18 protein-coding genes and 2 pseudogenes are annotated in these 18,429 nt (G+C 68.9%); 7 read left to right on the top strand and 13 right to left on the bottom strand.

Going from position 1 to position 18,429, the window contains the following annotated elements:
• On the top strand, positions 1-967 hold a 967-nt coding region (locus tag A5646_RS05910; protein WP_066868380.1), incomplete at its 5' end, for a DUF58 domain-containing protein.
• A 10-nt stretch (positions 968-977) separates the two neighbouring features.
• On the opposite strand, the gene A5646_RS05905 is transcribed toward A5646_RS05910, so the two are convergent.
• Complete coding sequence (locus A5646_RS05905) at positions 978-1,970, bottom strand: stage II sporulation protein M (protein ID WP_066868366.1); 993 nt, start codon at positions 1,968-1,970, stop codon at positions 978-980.
• Positions 1,971-2,047: 77 nt separating this feature from the next.
• Between A5646_RS05905 and A5646_RS05900 the strand changes: the two genes are divergently transcribed.
• Positions 2,048-2,962: an RDD family protein gene (locus A5646_RS05900; protein ID WP_066868364.1), complete on the top strand. Its 915-nt coding sequence runs from the start codon at positions 2,048-2,050 to the stop codon at positions 2,960-2,962.
• On the opposite strand, the gene A5646_RS05895 is transcribed toward A5646_RS05900, so the two are convergent.
• Positions 2,959-3,348 (bottom strand): hypothetical protein, encoded by a 390-nt coding sequence (locus A5646_RS05895; RefSeq protein ID WP_066868362.1) that lies wholly within the window; start codon positions 3,346-3,348, stop codon positions 2,959-2,961. The two genes, A5646_RS05900 and A5646_RS05895, sit on opposite strands and share 4 nt — an antisense overlap.
• A 201-nt stretch (positions 3,349-3,549) precedes the next feature.
• Between A5646_RS05895 and A5646_RS05890 the strand changes: the two genes are divergently transcribed.
• Positions 3,550-4,260: a PadR family transcriptional regulator gene (locus A5646_RS05890; protein WP_066868360.1), complete on the top strand. Its 711-nt coding sequence runs from the start codon at positions 3,550-3,552 to the stop codon at positions 4,258-4,260.
• A gap of 44 nt (positions 4,261-4,304) precedes the next feature.
• On the opposite strand, the gene glpK is transcribed toward A5646_RS05890, so the two are convergent.
• Complete coding sequence (gene glpK, locus A5646_RS05885) at positions 4,305-5,873, bottom strand: glycerol kinase GlpK (RefSeq protein WP_156749054.1); 1,569 nt, start codon at positions 5,871-5,873, stop codon at positions 4,305-4,307.
• 86 nt (positions 5,874-5,959) lie between these two features.
• Here glpK and A5646_RS05880 point away from each other — a divergent pair, with 86 nt between their 5' ends.
• Positions 5,960-7,432 carry a glutamate--cysteine ligase gene (locus A5646_RS05880; protein WP_066868358.1) on the top strand — a complete coding sequence of 491 codons (1,473 nt, stop codon included), beginning with the start codon at positions 5,960-5,962 and terminating at the stop codon, positions 7,430-7,432.
• A gap of 10 nt (positions 7,433-7,442) precedes the next feature.
• Positions 7,443-8,123, top strand: a complete 681-nt coding sequence (locus A5646_RS05875; RefSeq protein WP_066868356.1) for a class I SAM-dependent methyltransferase — start codon at positions 7,443-7,445, stop codon at positions 8,121-8,123.
• Here the strand turns inward: A5646_RS05875 and egtE are convergent.
• The 9 genes from egtE to A5646_RS05830 all read right to left on the bottom strand — a co-directional run bounded on the left by egtE (position 8,120) and on the right by A5646_RS05830 (position 17,335).
• Positions 8,120-9,226 carry an ergothioneine biosynthesis PLP-dependent enzyme EgtE gene (gene egtE, locus A5646_RS05870; protein WP_231998247.1) on the bottom strand — a complete coding sequence of 369 codons (1,107 nt, stop codon included), beginning with the start codon at positions 9,224-9,226 and terminating at the stop codon, positions 8,120-8,122. The two genes, A5646_RS05875 and egtE, sit on opposite strands and share 4 nt — an antisense overlap.
• Before the next feature lie 47 nt (positions 9,227-9,273).
• Positions 9,274-10,239: an L-histidine N(alpha)-methyltransferase gene (gene egtD, locus A5646_RS05865; protein ID WP_066868352.1), complete on the bottom strand. Its 966-nt coding sequence runs from the start codon at positions 10,237-10,239 to the stop codon at positions 9,274-9,276.
• Positions 10,239-10,961 (bottom strand): ergothioneine biosynthesis protein EgtC, encoded by a 723-nt coding sequence (egtC, locus tag A5646_RS05860; protein WP_066868350.1) that lies wholly within the window; start codon positions 10,959-10,961, stop codon positions 10,239-10,241. The genes egtD and egtC overlap by 1 nt, the downstream gene beginning before the upstream one ends.
• The gene (gene egtB / locus A5646_RS05855) at positions 10,961-12,274 is read right to left on the bottom strand and encodes an ergothioneine biosynthesis protein EgtB (protein WP_066878794.1); all 1,314 of its coding nucleotides are present in this window, start codon (positions 12,272-12,274) and stop codon (positions 10,961-10,963) included. The genes egtC and egtB overlap by 1 nt, the downstream gene beginning before the upstream one ends.
• 44 nt (positions 12,275-12,318) lie before the next feature.
• Entirely contained in the window at positions 12,319-13,632 is a 1,314-nt protein-coding gene (egtA, locus tag A5646_RS05850; RefSeq protein WP_066868346.1) for an ergothioneine biosynthesis glutamate--cysteine ligase EgtA, read from the bottom strand.
• Between the two features lie 178 nt (positions 13,633-13,810).
• A complete protein-coding gene (locus A5646_RS05845) occupies positions 13,811-14,482 on the bottom strand; it encodes a sensor domain-containing protein (protein ID WP_067020535.1) in 672 nt (223 codons plus the stop codon).
• A gap of 32 nt (positions 14,483-14,514) precedes the next feature.
• Positions 14,515-15,963: a catalase gene (locus tag A5646_RS05840; protein WP_066868376.1), complete on the bottom strand. Its 1,449-nt coding sequence runs from the start codon at positions 15,961-15,963 to the stop codon at positions 14,515-14,517.
• Between the two features lie 243 nt (positions 15,964-16,206).
• The gene (locus tag A5646_RS05835; RefSeq protein WP_066868342.1) at positions 16,207-16,746 is read right to left on the bottom strand and encodes a hypothetical protein; all 540 of its coding nucleotides are present in this window, start codon (positions 16,744-16,746) and stop codon (positions 16,207-16,209) included.
• A gap of 154 nt (positions 16,747-16,900) precedes the next feature.
• The gene (locus A5646_RS05830) at positions 16,901-17,335 is read right to left on the bottom strand and encodes a hypothetical protein (protein WP_197498043.1); all 435 of its coding nucleotides are present in this window, start codon (positions 17,333-17,335) and stop codon (positions 16,901-16,903) included.
• Positions 17,336-17,672: 337 nt separating this feature from the next.
• On the opposite strand from A5646_RS05830, the gene A5646_RS05825 reads away from it, so the two are divergent.
• A complete protein-coding gene (locus tag A5646_RS05825) occupies positions 17,673-17,960 on the top strand; it encodes a GlsB/YeaQ/YmgE family stress response membrane protein (RefSeq protein ID WP_066868338.1) in 288 nt (95 codons plus the stop codon).
• Between the two features lie 9 nt (positions 17,961-17,969).
• On the opposite strand, the pseudogene A5646_RS29370 reads toward A5646_RS05825, so the two are convergent.
• A pseudogene (locus A5646_RS29370) lies at positions 17,970-18,266 on the bottom strand (DMT family transporter); the annotation flags it as partial.
• Between the two features lie 49 nt (positions 18,267-18,315).
• Between A5646_RS29370 and A5646_RS29755 the strand changes: the two are divergent.
• A pseudogene (locus A5646_RS29755) lies at positions 18,316-18,429 on the top strand (hypothetical protein); the annotation flags it as partial.

The following is an 18,429-nucleotide window of genomic DNA, read 5'->3' as shown; positions in this document are numbered from 1 at the left end:
GCTCCGCCGCGGCGATCAGCGCGCGACGGTGGTGACCGCCCGATCGATCGGTCCGCTGGGGCTGGCGGGACGGCAGGGTTCGCAACCGGTGCCGGGCCAGTTGCGGGTGCTGCCTCCGTTTCTGGCCCGCAAGCACCTGCCGTCGCGACTTGCCAAGCTGCGCGAGATCGACGGCCTGCTGCCCACGCTGGTGCGCGGGCAGGGAACCGAATTCGACTCGCTGCGAGAGTATGTCGTCGGCGACGACGTGCGCTCGATCGACTGGCGCGCCACCGCGCGGCGCGCCGACGTGGTGGTGCGCACCTGGCGGCCCGAACGCGACCGGCGGGTGGTGATCGTGCTCGACACCGGCCGCACGGCGGCGGGTCGGGTCGGTGTCGACCCGACCGCGTCCGATCCGGCCGGCTGGCCGCGGCTGGATTGGTCGATGGACGCCGCGCTGCTGTTGGCGGCCCTGGCATCGCGGGCCGGCGACCATGTCGACTTCCTCGCCCACGACCGGGTGAGCCGGGCCGGTGTGTTCGGCGCCTCGCGCACCGAACTGCTTGCCCAGCTGGTCGACGCGATGGCGCCCCTTCAGCCGACGCTGGTCGAATCCGATTGGCGGGCAATGGTTTCCACTATCGGACTGCGCGCCCGCCGGCGTTCCCTGGTGGTGCTGCTGACCGACCTCAACGCGGCCGCCCTCGACGAGGGCCTGCTGCCCGTGCTGCCGCAACTGTCGGCTAAGCATCGTCTGCTACTGGCCGCGGTTTCCGACCCGCGCGTCGACCAAATGGCCGTCGGGCGTTCGGACGCCGCGGCGGTCTATGACGCGGCGGCCGCCGAACGATCCCGCAACGACCGCGGCGCGATCGCCACGCGGCTGCGCCGCAGCGGGGTGGAAGTCGTCGACGCGCCGCCCACCGAACTGGCACCGGCGCTGGCCGATCACTACCTGGCGATGAAGGCGACCGGGCGGCTGTAGCGATCGCCGCTCAGCGGGTCGGGACGAAGTCCGGCGCGTCCTCCATGTCACCGCTTTCGCCGGCCTGCACGCCGCGGCGGCCGAAGTAGACGATGTAGGACAGGAACGCCACCTCGGCGAGGACGCCGATGCCCACCCGCACGAACGTCGGCAACGGTGACGGCGTCACCAGCGCCTCGATCAATCCCGAAACCAGCAGCACCGCAACCAGACCCACGGCGACCGAGACGACGGCACGCCCCTGCTCGGCGAGCACCTGCCCTCGGGGCCGGTCGCCGGGGGCGATCACCGACCAGCCCAGCCGCATTCCCGTTGCCCCCGAAAGGAATACCGCCGTGAGTTCGAGCAGTCCGTGCGGGGCGAGCAGACCCAGCAGCAGGCCACCCTTGCCGGCCGGAAACATCAGGCCGGCAATGACGCCCAGATTGGCGGCGTTCTCGAACAGCACGAACGGGATGGGCAGCCCCAGCACCACGGACAGCGCGATGCATTGGGCGGACACCCAGGAGTTGTTCACCCAGATCTGCAGCGCGAATGCGGCGGCGGGATGTTCGCTGTAATAGGACTCGACATCGTGGTTGACCAATTGCGCGATGTCACTGGGCGTTCCGAGGGCGGACTGGACGTCGGGACTGCCGGCGACCCACAACGCGACGATCACGACGACGGCGAAGAACGCCGCCGCCGTGGCCAGCCACCACCGCCAGGTGCGGTACGCCACGACCGGGAAGGACACCGTCCAGAACCGGGTGAACGCGCTGCTCAGTGGCGCGTGGGCGCCCGTCACCGCCGAACGGGCCCGCGCGACCAGGCTGGAGAGCCGACCGATCAGCAGCGAATCCGAGGACGCCGAGCGCAGCATCGACAGATGGGTGGAGACCCGCTGATAAAGCTCGACGAGTTCGTCGATTTCCGCACCCGACAACGACCGGCGCCGCCCGATCAATCGGTCCAGGCGGTCCCAGGTAGGGCGATGGGCCAGCACGAACGCATCGACATCCACCCTGGGCAGCCTAATCGCATTCCCGGCGCGGCAAAGTGCGGCCGGCCACGCGGGCCCAACCTGTACCGTTCGAAGTTATGTCGGAGGTGGTGACCGGGGACGCTGTGGTGCTCGATGTGCAGATCGCCCAGCTGCCGGTGCGGACGCTGAGCGCGCTGATCGACATCACGGTCATGGTCATCGGTTACCTGCTCGGCCTGATGTTGTGGGCTGCCACCCTGAGCCAATTCGATACCGCGCTGAGCAACGCGATCCTGCTGATTTTCACGGTGCTGGTGATCGTGGGCTATCCCCTGGTGCTCGAAACGGCGACGCGCGGGCGCTCGGTGGGCAAGATCGCGATGGGGCTGCGGGTGGTGTCCGACGACGGTGGCCCAGAACGCTTCCGCCAGGCCCTGTTTCGCGCCCTGGCGGCGCTGGTGGAAATCTGGATGCTGTTCGGCAGCCCGGCCGTCATCTGCAGCATCCTGTCCCCCAAGGCCAAACGGATCGGCGATATCTTCGCCGGCACGGTGGTGGTCAACGAACGCGGGCCCCGCCTCGGGCCCCCGCCGATGATGCCGCCGTCGTTGGCGTGGTGGGCCTCGTCGCTGCAGCTGTCGGGGCTGTCCGTCGGCCAGGTCGAGGTTGCGCGCCAATTCCTTTCCCGGGCAACGCAGCTCGACCGTCAGCTGCGCGTGCAGATGGCATACCGGATCGCCGGTGACGTGGTGGCCCGCATCGCGCCGCCGCCACCGCCCGGCGCCCCGCCGGAACTCGTGCTCGCCGCCGTCCTCGCCGAGCGGCACCGTCGCGAACTGGCCCGGCTGCGCCCCGCCATGCCCGGGCCAGGGCAGACGGGGCCGGCGCCGTGGCCACCGACCGCCCCCGCCTACGGCCCCCAAAGCTGGCCCGGCCCGCCGCCGCAAGTCCCCGGATGGCCGGACCCGCGTTCGAATCACCCCGGCCCGGGAGACTCCTCGGCTCCGGGCGGTTTCTCAGTACCGCACTAGCCCGCCACGCTCGCCGCCATCAGGGCGACGTCGGCGATCAGCAATGCCCATCCGCACAGCGGGACCGCGATGCCCCAACGGCGCTTGGCGGTGAAAATCGAGACGATGATGGCGAGGACGGCGACCGCGGGCGCGCCGTAGAACGCCACGCCGAAATTGATCCCGCCGTGGCCCAGGTTGGGACAGCTGCGATCGCTGCAGCCATCGGTGCTCATGACCGCACCCAGCGCGAAGAGCATCACCAGGGCGGCACCGGGCACCGTCGCCAGCGCCAAACCCCAATTGACCCACGGCCGGGCGTTGGGGCGCCGCGCGCCGCCGGGTCGCCCGTACGCGGCCGGGCCCGCGGGGCCGCCGCCCACCGTGAGGTTGTTGTTGGTGTCCATCCCGATAGCTGGTACCCGCGTCCGGCGCATGCAAACCGCGTCGCGCCCCGGCCGTGGGTGGGCAATCACCGATCTCCGCAGCTCAGCGGCCACGCACGCGCCATGTTAGACATATCCAGTTGCATCGCGATAGTTTCCGATATATCGTGATGTTTCGTAGCGCGCGATCGGTGCGCGACCCACCAACGTAAGGACACACCAATGAGCAACCCATTCACTCCCCCAGAAGGTCCATTCGCCGGCCGACCCGGCTTCGGATTCGGTTTCGGCTCCGGCCCGGTCGACCGGCGCGCCCTGCACGAAGCGCGGCGCCAGGCCCGCCGGGACTTTCGCGAGCATCTACGCGACCACGCCGGCAGCCACGACGGCCCGCTCGGCTTCGGTCCCGGTTTCGGCCCGGGCTTCGGTCCCGGTTTCGGTCCGGGCTTCGGCCCCGGTGGCCGGCGCGGCGGATGGCGCCGTGGCGGCCCGGGTCGCGGCAAGCGCGGTGACGTGCGAGCCGCCATCCTCAAGCTGCTGGCCGAGCGGCCGATGCACGGCTACGAGATGATTCAGCTGATCGCCGAGCGCAGCAACGGACTGTGGAAGCCGAGCCCCGGTTCGGTGTACCCGACGCTGCAGCTGCTCGACGACGAAGGCCTGATCACCGCGAGCGAAACCGAAGGCAGCAAGAAGCTTTTCGAGCTGACCGAGCAGGGCCGCACGGCGGCGGAGAAGATCGAGACCCCGCCGTGGGACGAGATCACCGAAGGCGCCGACCCGGGGCACCTGAATCTGCGGGCGGCGGTAGGCCAGTTGTTCGGCGCGGTCGGGCAGTCCGCCCACACCGCGTCCGCCGAACAGCAGCAGCGCATCGTCGAGATCCTCAACAATGCGCGGCGTGAGATCTACGGCATCCTCGGCGAAGACTGAGTGCCGCTGAGCGGGCCCTGGATCGGGTCACGTCACGTGACCCCTCAGGTTACGGAGACCCAATCCAGGGTCCGCTGCACGGCTTTGCGCCAGCCCGCATAACCGGCGGCGCGCTGCTCGTCGTTCCACGCCGGCTCCCACCGCCTGCCCTCTTGCCAGTTGGCCCGCAGATCGGCCGGGTCGGCCCAGAACCCCACCGCCAAGCCGGCCGCGTAGGCAGCGCCCAGCGCGGTGGTCTCGGCGACGACCGGCCGTACCACGTCCACCCCCAGCACGTCGGCCTGGATCTGCATGCACAGGTCGTTGCCGGTGATGCCCCCGTCGACCTTCAAAACGTCAAGGCGCACACCGGAATCCGCCGCCATGGCGTCCACCACGTCACGACTCTGGTAACAGATCGCCTCCAGGGTGGCGCGCGCAAGATGCGCGTTGGTGTTGAACCGCGACAGCCCGACGATCGCGCCGCGCGCGTCGGATCGCCAGTACGGCGCGAACAATCCGGAAAACGCGGGCACGAAATAGACCCCGCCGTTGTCATCGACCTGACGTGCCAGCGATTCGCTTTGGGCGGCTCCGCTGATGATGCCCAACTGATCGCGCAGCCACTGCACGGCCGCCCCGGTGACCGCGATCGAACCCTCGAGCGCGTACACCGGTTTGGCGTCCCCGAACTGATAGCAGACGGTGGTCAGCAGGCCGTTGTCGGACCGCACGATCGTCTCGCCGGTGTTGAGCAGCAGGAAATTCCCGGTGCCGTAGGTGTTTTTGGCTTCCCCTTCGGACAGGCACACCTGGCCCACCATCGCCGCGTGCTGATCGCCGAGCATCCCGGCGATCGGCACCTCACCGCCGGCCGGCCCGGTCTCGGTCGTCACGCCATAGGGCTGCGGGGACGACGACGGCCCGATCTTCGGCAACATCGCACGGGGCACGGAGAAGAACGACAGCAACTCGTCGTCCCAGTCCAGCGTCTCCAGGTTCATCAGCATGGTCCGGCTGGCGTTGGTCACGTCGGTGGCGTGCACGCCGCCGCGCGGACCCCCGGTCAGGTTCCACAGCACCCAGGTGTCGGTGGTGCCGAACAGCGCGTCGCCGCTCTCGGCGGCCTCACGCACCCCGTCGACGTTGTCCAGAATCCATTGCAGCTTGCCGCCGGAGAAATAGGTGGCCGGGGGCAGGCCCGCCTTGCGGCGAATCACGTCGCCGCGACCGTCGCGTTCGACCGCCGAGGCAATGCGGTCGGTGCGGGTGTCCTGCCAGACGATCGCGTTGTAATAGGGCCGTCCGGTCTTGCGGTTCCACACCAGCGTCGTCTCGCGCTGATTCGTGATGCCCAGCGCCGCAATGTTTTTGGTACTGAGGTTGGCCCGGTTCAACACCGACGTCAGCACCGAGGAGGTGCGTTCCCAGATCTCCACCGGGTCGTGCTCCACCCAGCCGGCGCGGGGCAGGATCTGCTCGTGCTCGAGTTGATGGCGAGCCACCTCGGCACCGTCGTGATCGAAGATCATGCAGCGAGTGCTGGTGGTGCCCTGGTCGATGGCGGCGACGAACTCGGCGAACTCGGCCAACTGCTCTCCTTCACCCCGGAACACTGTTGCGTCGAAGACCATCATGGTCTACCCGCCGGACGAACGAGACCAGAACCGCGACTCGTGGGAGCTTGCGTTACGCGCGGTAACCCTGTTGCATCTGCGGTGTGGGCGAAGAGGTCAAGCGCACCACGTACGACAGCGCACAACGGCGGGAATACCGGCGCAAGGTACAGCTGTGCGTGGATGTCTTCGAGACGATGCTCGCCCGGTCATGCTTCGAGTCCGAGCAACCGCTCACGGGCATGGAGATCGAGTGCAACCTCGTCGACGCCGACTACCAGCCGGCGATGTCCAATCGTCACGTGCTGGACGCCATCGGTGACCCGGCCTATCAGACCGAATTAGGCGCCTACAACATCGAATTCAACGTCCCGCCACACGCGCTGCCCGGGCACTCCGGGCTCGATCTCGAGGCCGAGGTGCGGGCCAGCCTGAACGACGCGCAGGCCAGGGCGGGCGCGGCGGGCGGCGCCCACATCGTCATGATCGGCATCCTGCCCACGCTGATGCCCGAACACCTCGACCACGGCTGGATGAGCGAATCCACCCGCTACGCCGCGCTGAACGACTCGATCTTCACCGCCCGCGGTGAAGACATTCCCATCGACATTTCCGGTCCGGAACCGCTGAGCTGGCACACCGCCACGATCGCTCCCGAATCAGCCTGCACCAGCATGCAATTGCATCTACAGTTGGCGCCGGAAACGTTCGCCGCCAACTGGAATGCGGCGCAGATCGTGGCCGGCCCCCAGCTGGCGCTGGGCGCCAACTCGCCCTTCTTCTTCGGGCACCTGCTGTGGGCGGAAACCCGCATCGAGCTGTTCACCCAGTCCACCGACACCAGGCCCGAGGAGCTGAAAGCCCAAGGCGTGCGCCCGCGAGTGTGGTTCGGCGAACAGTGGATCGATTCGATCCTGGACCTCTACCGAGAGAACATCCGCTACTTCCCGTCCCTGCTGCCCGAGGTCTCCGATGAGGATCCGGTGGCCGAGCTGGCCGCCGGACGCATCCCGCAGCTCGCCGAACTGCGCCTGCACAACGGGACGGTCTACCGGTGGAACCGCCCGGTCTACGACGTGGTCGACGGTCGCCCCCATCTGCGACTGGAGAACCGGGTGTTGCCGGCCGGGCCGACCGTCGTCGACATGCTGGCGAACTCGGCCTTCTTCTACGGGGTGCTGCGCAGCCTGTCCGAAGCCGACGATCCGCTGTGGCAGCACATGGATTTCGGTGTGGCAGAAGCCAATTTCCTGGCGTCGGCGCGCTCCGGCATCGACGCGCGGCTGCACTGGCCCCGAGTGGGTGAGGTGAGCGCACGCGACCTGGTGCTCGACACACTGCTGCCGATCGCCGACGAGGGTCTGCAGCGCTGGGGCGTCGACGCCGAGGTGCGCGACCGGTTCCTCGGGGTGATCGAGGGCCGGGCGCGAACGGGGCGCAACGGTGCCAGCTGGCAGGTGTCCACCGTGCGGGCGCTGCAGGACGGCGGCATGAGCAGGCCCGCGGCGCTGGCCGAAATGCTGCGCCGCTACTGCGATCACATGCATGCCAATGAGCCGGTGCACACCTGGGAGTAGGTTGAAACCCATGTCATCTGATCAAGTGATGGACTGGGACAGCGCCTATCGGGAGCAGGCCCACTTCGAGGGTCCGCCGCCGTGGAACATCGGCGAGCCGCAACCGGAACTGGCGGCGCTGGTCGCGGCCGGCAGATTCCGCAGCGACGTGCTGGATGCCGGTTGCGGGGTCGCCGAGCTGTCCCTGGCGCTGGCCGCCCAGGGGTACACCGTGGTCGGGGTCGACCTCACGCCGACCGCCGTCGCGGCGGCCACCAAGTCCGCCGAAGAGCGCGGCCTGACCACGGCCAGCTTCGTGCAGGCCGACATCACGTCGTTCTCCGGCTACGACGGACGGTTCTCCACGGTGGTGGACAGCACGCTGTTCCACTCGCTGCCGGTGGAGGGCCGCGACGGCTACCTGAGGTCGATACACCGGGCCGCCGCCCCGGGGGCGAACCTGTTCATCCTGGTGTTCGCCAAGGGCGCCTTCCCCGCCGAGTTGGAAACCAAGCCCAACGAGGTCGACGAGGACGAACTGCGCGCCGCGGTGAGCAAATACTGGGAGATCGACGAGGTTCGCCCCGCTTTCATCCTGTCCAACCCGGTCAACATCCCCGACGCGCCGTTCGAATTTCCGCAGCATGAACTCGACGAGAGGGGCCGGCGCAAGATGCCGGCCTACTTGCTGACCGCGCACAAAGCCGGTTAGCCGGTTGCGGTCGCCGCGGTGGCGGCGATGAGCGCCTCGGCGAACGTCTCGAGGTCGGCGGCCGTGGTGTCCACGTGCGGTGAGATCCGCAGCACGGGTCCGGTGAGCTCCAGCGGCGCCCGTTGCACGCCGGCGAAGGTGGTCAGGATCCGTCGCTCGGCGAGCAGCCAGGCCCGCACCGCTTGCGGGTCGGCGCCGTCGTTCGGCGCCAAAGTGGTGATGGCACTGGGTTCTTCGACCTCTTCGACCACCGTCCACCCGGCGACATCGGACAGTATGCTGCGGCTCAGTCCGCCCAGCTCGGCCAGCCGCGCACGCACCGCCTGCGGCCCATACGCCAGGTGCTCGCCCAGCGCCAGCGAAAACCCCACCCGCGCGGCCACATTCGCTTCGCCGAATTCCAATTGTTCGGCCACCGTCGGTGCGCCGTCCTTGCTGGCCCACTGCGGCGCGCCCAGCCTGGGGTGCAGGCTTTCCATCAGCTCGCGGCGCACCGCGAGGATACCGACACCGCGCGGGCCGGCGATCCACTTGCGCGACGAGGAGTAGGTCGCGTCGGCGCCCACCGCGCAGTCCACCTGGCCCAGCGCCTGCGCCGCGTCGACGACGAGCGGCAGCCCCAATTCCCGGCACAGTTGGGCCACCATCGAAACCGGTTGCACCACACCGCGATGACTGGCCACCGCGGTCAGATGCACCAGGTCCGGCGGGTCGGTGTCCAGCGCCAGCGCCGCCTCGTCAAGCGCGACCCGGCCGTCTTCGAGCGTCGGTAGCAGCTGCCGGTCGAATCCGTGGGCGGCCAGCATCGCCAGGTTGGGCCCGTATTCGCCGGGCAGGCACGCCACCTTTCGTCGCTCGGTCGGCCAGGCGCCCAGCAGCAGATCCAGGGCGTTCAGCGAGCCGGTGGTGAAAACAACCTCGGCGTCGGGCATTCCGGCCAGCGCGGCGAACGCCGCGCGTCCGGCGTCGAGCACCGGTGTGGCGGCCTCCGCCGCGACGTAGCCGCCGACTTCGGATTCGTTGCGAGCGTGCTGCGCGGTGGCCTCGATCACCGCCAGGCTCTGCCGTGAACAGGCCGCGTTGTCCAGGTGCAGTCCGGCCATTGGCGGGCGGGCTGACCGCCACTGGTCGGCCAGCACGTTGCTGCCGGTCACTTCACGGCCAACGACAACCCGAAGTCGCCCGCCGCGTCGGTCCACCACCGGGTGCGGCGCAACCCCGCGGCGGCCAGCTCGTCAGTCACCTTGTCGGAGTGGAACTTACACGATACCTCGGTGAGCATCTCCTCGCCGGCCTCGAAGTCGACGGTCAGCTCGAGCGCGCCGACCCGCACCCGCTGGCGACGGTCGGACCGCAACCACATCTCGATGCGTTCCTCCGCCGCGTTCCACCGGGCCACGTGCCGGTAGGCGTCGACGTCGAAATCCGCGTCGAGTTCCCGATTGACCACCGCGAGCACGTTGCGGTTGAACGCCGCCGTCACCCCGGCGGCATCGTCGTAGGCGCGCACGAGTCGCTCGGTGTCCTTGACCAGGTCCGTGCCCAGTAGCAGGCTGTCGCCGGGCCGCAGCTGCGCGGACAGGGCGGCGAGGAACTCCGCGCGCGGCCCGGGCGTGAGGTTGCCGATCGTCGACCCCAGGAATACGAACAGCCGTCGCCCGCCTTCGGGGATCTTTGTCAGGTGCTCTTCGAAGTCACCGCAGACGGCCTTGATTTCGACCCCGGCGTATTCTTGCGCGATGGCCGCGGCGGCCGTCGACAGGATGCTGGCGTCGACGTCGAACGGGACGAACCTGCGTAGCGAGCCACGCTCGCGCAGGGCGTCCAGCAACAGCCGGGTCTTCTCCGACGTGCCGCTGCCCAGCTCCACCAGCGTGTCGGCCTCGCTCACCGACGCCACTTCGGCCGCCCTCGCGCGCAGGATCTCCGCCTCGGCGCGGGTCGGGTAGTACTCGGGCAGCCGGGTGATTTGGTCGAACAGCTCGCTGCCCACCGCATCGTAGAACCACTTGGGTGGCAGCGACTTTGGCGTCTTCTGCAGGCCGTCGAGCACGTCACGGCGCAACGCGTGGTACGCCGAGTCGGCGGCCAGGTGGTTCGACAGCGACAGCGTCATCAAGATCCTCTCGACTGGTCCAGCGGCGTCATCGTGACGCCGTCGGCAGTGACTTCGACAAGGTGACGGTCCGAAACGTCCTCCCAGTCGGAGTCGTTGTCATAGGGTTCACTGGCCAGCACCACACCGTCGGGGCGGCGCAGGATGCACAGTGTGTCGCCCCAGGCCGTCGCCACCATGCGAGAGCCGTTGGCGGCCAGGATGTTCAGCCGGGCGCCCGGGTCGGCTTCCCCGATCTCGACGATGGTCCGCCCCAGCGCGTCGAGGCCGCGCTCGAAGATCACCGCGGCCAATATGGCGCTGTCACAGACCGATTCGGCCCACGACGTCGTGGGCAGCACGCTTCGGTCCACGATTCCGTTGTGCGACAACAACCACTGGCCGTCGGTGAACGGAGCGGTCGCGCTGGCCTCGATCGGCATGCCGACGGTCGCCGAGCGCACGGCGGCCACCACGCAGTGGCTACGCAGCGCGGGCGCGATGGAATCGAACGACACGTCACCCCAGAGCGGCGCCTGGCTACGCCACCGGCGCGGCACGCCGGGCCCTGGTGCGGCTTCGGCGGCGGTGTCGAAAAACCCCACGCCCCAACCGTCGGCGTTGAGCAGGCAGTGCTTTTGGCGGCGCGGCGCATAGGACTGAACCCGCAGCCCGAATGGCGGGTCGAGCACCAGCGAGGAAACGGTGACGTCGGTTCCCAGCCAGCCCAGGTGCCGGCACATCAGGCGGACCCGGCGTCGGGGACGTCCCACGCCAACCGGACGCCGGAGAAGATCTGGCGCCGGTAGGGGTGGTCCCAGTTGCGAAAGCTCGGCCGCATGATGCCCGGTTCGACCGCCCACGAGCCGCCGCGCAGCACCCGGTAGTCGCCGTCGAAGAACGGCTGTGAATAGCGTTCGTAGAGCATCGGGACGAAACCCGGCCACGGCCGCAGCGGGGAGCTGGTCCACTCCCAGACGTCGCCGAGCAGCTGCTCGGCCCCGTATGCGGAGGCGCCGGCGGGATAGGCGCCGACCGGCGCGGGACGCAACGCCGCGCCGCCGAGGTTGGCCAGCGCCTCGTCCGGTGTGCGCTCACCCCAGGGGTAGCGGCGCCGGGTGTTGGTGGACGGATCCCAGGTGCAGGCCTTCTCCCATTCCATCTCCGTGGGCAGCCGGGCACCGGCCCAGGCCGCGTACGCCTCGGCCTCGAAATAGCTGACGTGCTGGACGGGTTCGTCGGCCGGGATGTGTTCGACGTGGCCGAACCGGGTGCGGGTGACGCCGTCGGAACTCCAGAACTGTGGCGCGTCAAGACCCGCGCCCTGCCGGTGCCTCCAGCCGCGCTCGGACCACCAGCGGGGCTGGTCGTAGCCGCCGTCGTCGACGAACTGCCGCCATTCGCCGTTGGTGACCGGGACCCGGCCGATCCGGAACGCGGGCAGGTCGACGACGTGGGCCGGACGCTCGTTGTCCAGCGAGTACGGTTCGCTGGCGGGGTCCACACCGAGAACGAACTCGCCGCCGGGCACCAGCACCGAGGTGCCCGCCAGCCCCGGCCTGCCCGCCGGCAGCGTCGACGTGCCGCGCAACAGCGGTGCGCCGCTGCGCAGGTTCAACGCCTGCAGCATGGTCTCGTCGTGCTGGTTTTCGTGGCTGACCACCATCGCGTAGACGAAGGCCGCGTCGTCGCCGGCGGGGTCGTCGGGCAGCGCGTCGAGCGCGTCGAGCACCGCGGACCGCACGGTCCGGCAATAGGCCCGCGCTTTGTCCGGCGACAGCAACGGCAGATCGACACGGCTGGCGCGGGAATGCACGAAGGCGTCGTAGAGCCCCTCGACGGCCGGCGGCAACATCCCCGGCCGGGCCGGATCCCCGCCCCGCAGCAGCCACAGCTCTTCTTGCTGACCGATGTGCGCCAGGTCCCACACCAGCGGGCTCATCAGCGGGTCGTACTGCCGGCAGAGTTCGGCGTCGTCGAACTCGACGAGTCTCAACGTCCGCGTCCGCGTCCGCGCCAAGTCGTCGGCGATCGTCTCTCGGCATGACGACCGCAAGCGCGGCGCAGCCGGGCGCAGCGGGTCGGAATCATCAGGTGACGTCACAACTCCCCTTGCGCCAGTCGCCGCACGGTGGGGGCCAGGCCGTGCTCGATCACCTGGTCGGCGAAATCGTCGCCGGGACATCGGCCCTGCTCGACCATGCGGACCAATCGCTGCATCGAATCGCCGAGTTCCGCGGGCGCTTTCGCCGCGGCGATGGCCACGCAGGCGTTGGCCGCCCGGTACAGCCGCCGATCCCGCAGGCCCACCCGGGCCGCGGTGTCCCAGGCGGTCGCCACGGGTTCGACGGCCTCGGCCGCGACGTCGGCGGCGGCCGGGTCGTCGAGCAGGGCCACCAGGGTGAACGCCACGGCGGGCCACAACGGGTCCGGCACGCTGTCCAGGTAGCGGATCTCCAGCCACTGCCTGGGGCGCACCGGCGGGAACAACGTGGTGAGGTGATATTCCAGGTCGGCCAGGCTGGGACGGCGACCCCCGAGCAGCACCCGGCCGTCGACCCAGTCGGCAAAGGGCACCCAATGGGTGACGGCCTCGGCGTCGGGGTTGTGCACCAACATCACCGGCGCCTTGAGGGCGTACCGCGCCCAGTCGGTGCCGGGGTCGTCGCCGCTGGCCCCCAGGATGGGCCCGCAGCGCGCCGAGTCCATCCGGCCCCACACCCGCTGCCGGCTGGACACCCAGCCGGTGAAGTCGCCGACCAGCATCGGCGAATTGGCGGTGATCGCGATCATGGTTGGCCCCAGGGCATGCGCCAGGCGCACCCGCGCAGCCCAGCCCTCGCGCGGGCCGGCGTCCACGTTGACCTGGATCGAGGCGGTGGACGTCATCATCGCCGCGCCCGCCTCCCCGGAGCGGCTGGTAGCGAAGAACCGTTCCATGGCGCGGTACCGGGCGCCGGGATTGATGCGCTGGGGCGGCCGCAGCGGGTCGGCGCCGAGGAACACCAGGCCCAGCCCGGCCTCAGCAAACGCCGGCCGCAGCACGGCCTGGTCCCGGCGCATGGCGTCGATGGCGGGTGCCACGCCGTCGGCCGGCGGCCCGGACAGTTCGACGGCGCCGCCCGGTTCCACGGTGATCCTGCTACCGCCCGGCATCGCGGGCAGCGCGGCGAGCACGTCGGCGATTTCATCCCAGCTCGGCCGGCGGTGCGGGTCGGCCGGGTCGTGGCAGTGGGCCTCCAGTTCCAGACCCACCCGGCCCAGCGGGGCGTCCACCAGACAGCCTTCGGCGATGTATTGCGCGACGGCCGCCGAGTCGGCCGGCTCGGCGATGCTCAGGTCGGGGGCGGGGTCGGCACCGGCCGCCCGCGACTCCGGTCGCGAAGCCGCGGCGGTGATCGGCGCGAACGTCATATCACGATCCCTTCGGGCCCCGCAGCCTGAACACGCACCTGCGGACCGCTTCCCTGCGCAGCTAATCGAACGATAATCGGCACTACTTCGTCTAGTGCTTCATCTATCAGACGCCCCCGACATATTCCCTTCTGCGCACTTTGACGTGCTCGGGGAAGACGGTTACCCAATCGCTCGATTATTGACCCAGCGCGTTCTGCATCGCCCCAGCTAGCACGTTGACCGCGGGTCCGGCATTGCCGGATTGGCACACCTTTGCCTGCAGCAACACGTTTTCGCGCAGCCTGGTTTGATTGAAGCACCGGCGATCGGTGCCCGCCTCCTGCTTGGTCCAGTTCTCGTCGGCCGGGCCGGCCGGGCCGCCGTCGAACGACCACACCTGGGTGCTGCCGTTGTCCAGGTGGATCGCGGTGGTCTGCCCCGAGCAGCCCACGGTTCGATCCACCACGCGATGAAACGCCCGGGCCGCCGCCTCATTGGTGGCGAACACCCCGACGGCCTGTTTCACCAGGTGCGTCTGGTCGGTGGCCGACGTCTGGGTGACGGCCCCGTTGAACGAGGCCAGGTCGGGATCGTTGTACACCTCGGGCAGGCCGATGTCGGCCCAGTTGTTGCACTCGGGAAGGTCGACCCAGTCGCCTTGCCCGGGCTGGGTGAACACCGACTCCCACCCCATGGGTCCGCCGACGATGTTGCCGACCGACCCCCTGCCCAGGACGGCGTAATTCACCACGCCGGGCTCCGACGGGTGCGCGGCGGCGACCGGAACCGCGATGGTGCCCGCCAAGGCCAGGCCGACGACGACCGCGGCCCCGCGCCTCTGGGCAACCTGCGTAACCCGCGTGGTCATGCAGCGATCATGCCAGGCGACCCGACGAGCGGTCAGCCCCCGTTGCCCCGCACGCCTTCCTCGACCTTCTTGCCGAGGTCGGGGTCGACATTGCGCCAGTACTCGAACACCCGCGACAGCACCGGTTCCTTCACGCCTTGGGAGACGTGACCAATGATGTTGTGCGCCAAGCGTTCCCTGGCCGCGTCATCGAGAACTTCGCGGACCATGGTGCCGGCCTGTCCCCAGTCGTCGTCCTCGGCGTGCAGCGTGTAGGCCGAGCGGACCATGTCGCCGTCGGCATGCCAGCGCACCTCGGCGGCGCGGGCCGGATCGGCGTGCGGACCACCGTAGGAATTGGGCGCATACACGGGGTCGGACACGTTGTTAATCCGCATGGCGCCGTCTTTGGAATAGCTGTTCACCTCGACTCTGGGGGTGTTGACCGGGATCTGCCGGTAGTTGGTCCCCAGCCGGGCCCGATGCGCGTCCGAGTACGAAAAGCCGCGCGCCTGCAGCATTTTGTCCGGGCTCAGCCCCGTGCCGGGCACGGTGTTGTTCGGCTCGAAGGCCGCTTGCTCGATCTCGGCGTGGTAGTCGGTGACGTTGCGGTTCAGCGTCATCTTGCCGACGTCGATCAACGGGTAGTCGCCGTGCGGCCACACCTTGGTCAGATCGAACGGGTTGAACCGATAGTCCTTGGCTTCCTCGTACGGCATGATCTGCATCTTCAGCGTCCAGCTCGGGTAGTCCCCGCGCTCGATCGACTCGAACAGGTCGCGCTGGTGGTAGTCGCCGTCCTCACCGGCCAGCCGGTCGGCGTCCTCCTGGGTCAGGAACTCGATGCCCTGATCGGTGATGAAGTGGTACTTCACCCAGAAGATCTCGCCGGCGGCGTTGATCCAGCTGTACGTGTGGCTGCTGTAGCCGTTCATGTTGCGCCAGGTCTTGGGGATCCCCCGGTCGCCCATCAGCCAGGTCACCTGGTGCGCCGATTCCGGGGACAGGCTCCAGAAGTCCCACTGCATGTTGTGGTCGCGCACATTGCTTGCCTGCAAGCGCTTCTGGGACCGGATGAAGTGCTGGAACTTCAACGGGTCGCGCATGAAGAAGACCGGCGTGTTGTTGCCGACGAGATCGAAGTTGCCTTCGGTGGTGTAGAACTTCAGCGCGAAGCCACGCGGGTCCCGCCAGGTGTCTGGGCTGCCGCGCTCACCGGCGACCGTCGAAAACCGGGCCAGCATGTCGGTTTTGGTGCCGGGCTGGAACACCGCGGCCCTGGTGTACTTGCTGACGTCGTTGGTCACCTCGAAATGACCAAACGCGCCACCGCCTTTGGCGTGTGGCTGGCGCTCCGGGATGCGCTCGCGGTTGAACATCGCCATCTGCTCGATCAGGTAGTGGTCCTGCAGCAGAATCGGGCCGTCTGGGCCGATCGTCAGCGACTGATCGTCGCTCGGCGCAGCGATACCGGCGTCATTGGTCGTGAAACGCTCCGTCATTACGCTCTCCTCGTCACCGGGCGGAAGGCCGCACAGCCCCGGATCGCGCACGGCGACACCGAATTCGCTTGCTCATCAAGCAGGTTCGGCGTGGCTGTCCGCGACCCGGGCCTTCCGGCCTGCAACCGAGTATTCCCCTTTTCTTGATCCGGTCAAGAAAATTTTGAGCAACACCGTCGGTTGCCCACTACGGGTCCTTACCCATTTGGGGCTGGAAATAGGCCGTGAGTGCAGCGGGCGCCGTCACGGGCGCGGCGCCGGCGCACCGGGGGGCGCGCTGACGGCCGGCGGTTGTCCGGGGCCGCTGACACCCGGGCCGCCATGCGGCCCGCCGGGACCGCCCGGACCGCTCGGGGGCATCGGAACGATCAAGCCGGGACCCCCGGGGCCGTATCCCCAGGGCCCGTTGTCGGGTCCACCCGGGCCACCGGGTCCGCCGTACCACGGGCCGTAGCCGCCGCCGGGACCGCCGTACTGCCCAGGTCCGTTGCCCGGCCCGGGACCAGCGGGTCCCCAGGGCCCATTGCCCGGTCCGGGGCCACCGGGGTGAAACATGCCGTGGTGATGGTGGCAGGGGTGCTGGTGCTTCCAGATGAAGGCACCGACGAAGAACAGCGACGAGAGGATGAACACGATGCCGGCGACGATCACCACCCAGGCCGCCGCCGTGTAGAGGCGCGGCGGCTGCACCCGGTCCGGGGGTGGCGGCGGTGGCGCGGTGACCGGTGCGGCCGGGGCCGGCTCGACGGTGGGCTCAACTCGTTCTTCGGGTGTCTCGCTCATGCCTTGCCATATTGCCGCGCATACCCGGTCCCTAACAGGCCCCGCCGACAAAATTGTGGTGAATCGAGATGCGGCGGTTAGGGGCCGGTTACCGCCAAAGACAGGTGGCCCGGCGCTCGAGTGGAGCGCCGGGCCACCGGTTGGCGAGGGGTTTTCAGTTGGTCAGCACGATGACGCTCGGGGTCTGTCCCAGCGCGGCCGCCGAGTGCAGGACCGACGGCGGGAGCTGGCCCGGGGCCATGCCGCTGGGACGCACGCCCGAGGGAGCCGGCGCGGTGCTGGTGGCTCCCGGCCCGGTCTGGCCGCCCTGACCACCCTGACCGCCCGGTGCGCCCGGTGCGCCCGGGCCGCCGAAGTTGCCGGGGCCGCCGGGGCCACGGTGGTGCACCATCGCGTGGTGGTGCTTGTGGTGGTGTCCGTGATGGCCGCCGCGGTGGCCGAGGATGAAGCCGGTGAAGAAGATGACCGCGACGATGAACACGATGCCGGCGACGATGGCGACCCACGCGGCGAGTTGGAAGACCCGCGGGGCCCGGTAGGCCGCCGCCGCTTCGGCGGCGACCGGTGCAGTGGCGGTGGAGTGCCGCACAGTGGGGGATTCAGATGTTTCACTCATGAGACAAATGATGAAGCCGTTAACAGTAGTGGCGGCTATGCGCTACTTATGTAGCAGCTGTGAAGTAAAGCCCCCGGTCAGCGGGTGAAAACGCGCTATTCGGGCCGCAGCAAGTTGGCCGCGAACTGTTACCTCCGCGCGTTGGACCGCAAGCCACGGCGTCGATGTCGTCGACTCGGATCGCGAAGTAAGCCCTATGTGGCTGCATCGCCCTCGACGCCTGCGGGGATTAGCGGGCTCAACAGGCCAAGAAACGGGTATCTCTCTCTCCACATCAAAGCGATGACCTGTGCTACCAGAGGAGTTTCAAGTGATCGGGACAATTATCGGCGCCATCTTCGTCGGACTCGTCGTGGGTGGACTGGCCAGGCTCATCATGCCCGGCAAGCAGAACATCGGCGTCGTGATGACTGTGGTATTGGGCGCACTCGGCTCATTCCTTGGAACCTGGGTGTCCTACAAATTGGGCTACTCCAACCAAAATGGCGGATTCAAGATCATTCCCTTCCTGGTTGGCATCGTCTTCGCGTGCATCCTCATAAGCATCTACCTCGGCGTCACCGGGCGTCGCATCACCAATCGGGCGGGACGACGGTAGCGCCTCCGCCTAGCGGTCCGACGGCGGCTCAGGCTCGGCCGTCGTGTTCGTGTCGCTTCCGGCGCGAGCGGCCATTGAGGCGGCCTTGCCGCGGGCCAAGGCCCAGGTCGCGACGATGACCACCAGCACTGCGACTACCAGGGCGAAAGCCCTGGGGCCCGAGGCGTGGAGGGTCTCGCCCAGCACGATTACCCCAAGCGCCGATGCCACGATCGGCTCGGCCACGATCACCGTTGGCATCGAGGCTGTCAATGCGCCGGCCCGGAATGACGATTGCTGAAAGATCATCCCGGCCAGTGCGGTCGGTATCCAGACATACAGCTCGGGCGCGCGGATGTGGCCGGGTCGTCCGCCCGCGGCGGTGCTGCTGGCGGTGGTGGCGGGTTTGTCGCTGGCGGTGTTCGCGGTGCTGACCAAGGGCGTCGTCGATGCGCTGGGAGGCGGCTTCGGCGCCCTGCTCCGCGCGCCC

The organism is Mycobacterium sp. 1245499.0 (genome assembly GCF_001673615.1).
Taxonomy (GTDB): Bacteria; Actinomycetota; Actinomycetes; order Mycobacteriales; family Mycobacteriaceae; genus Mycobacterium; species Mycobacterium europaeum_A.
This window is presented reverse-complemented; position numbering and strand designations above follow the sequence as displayed.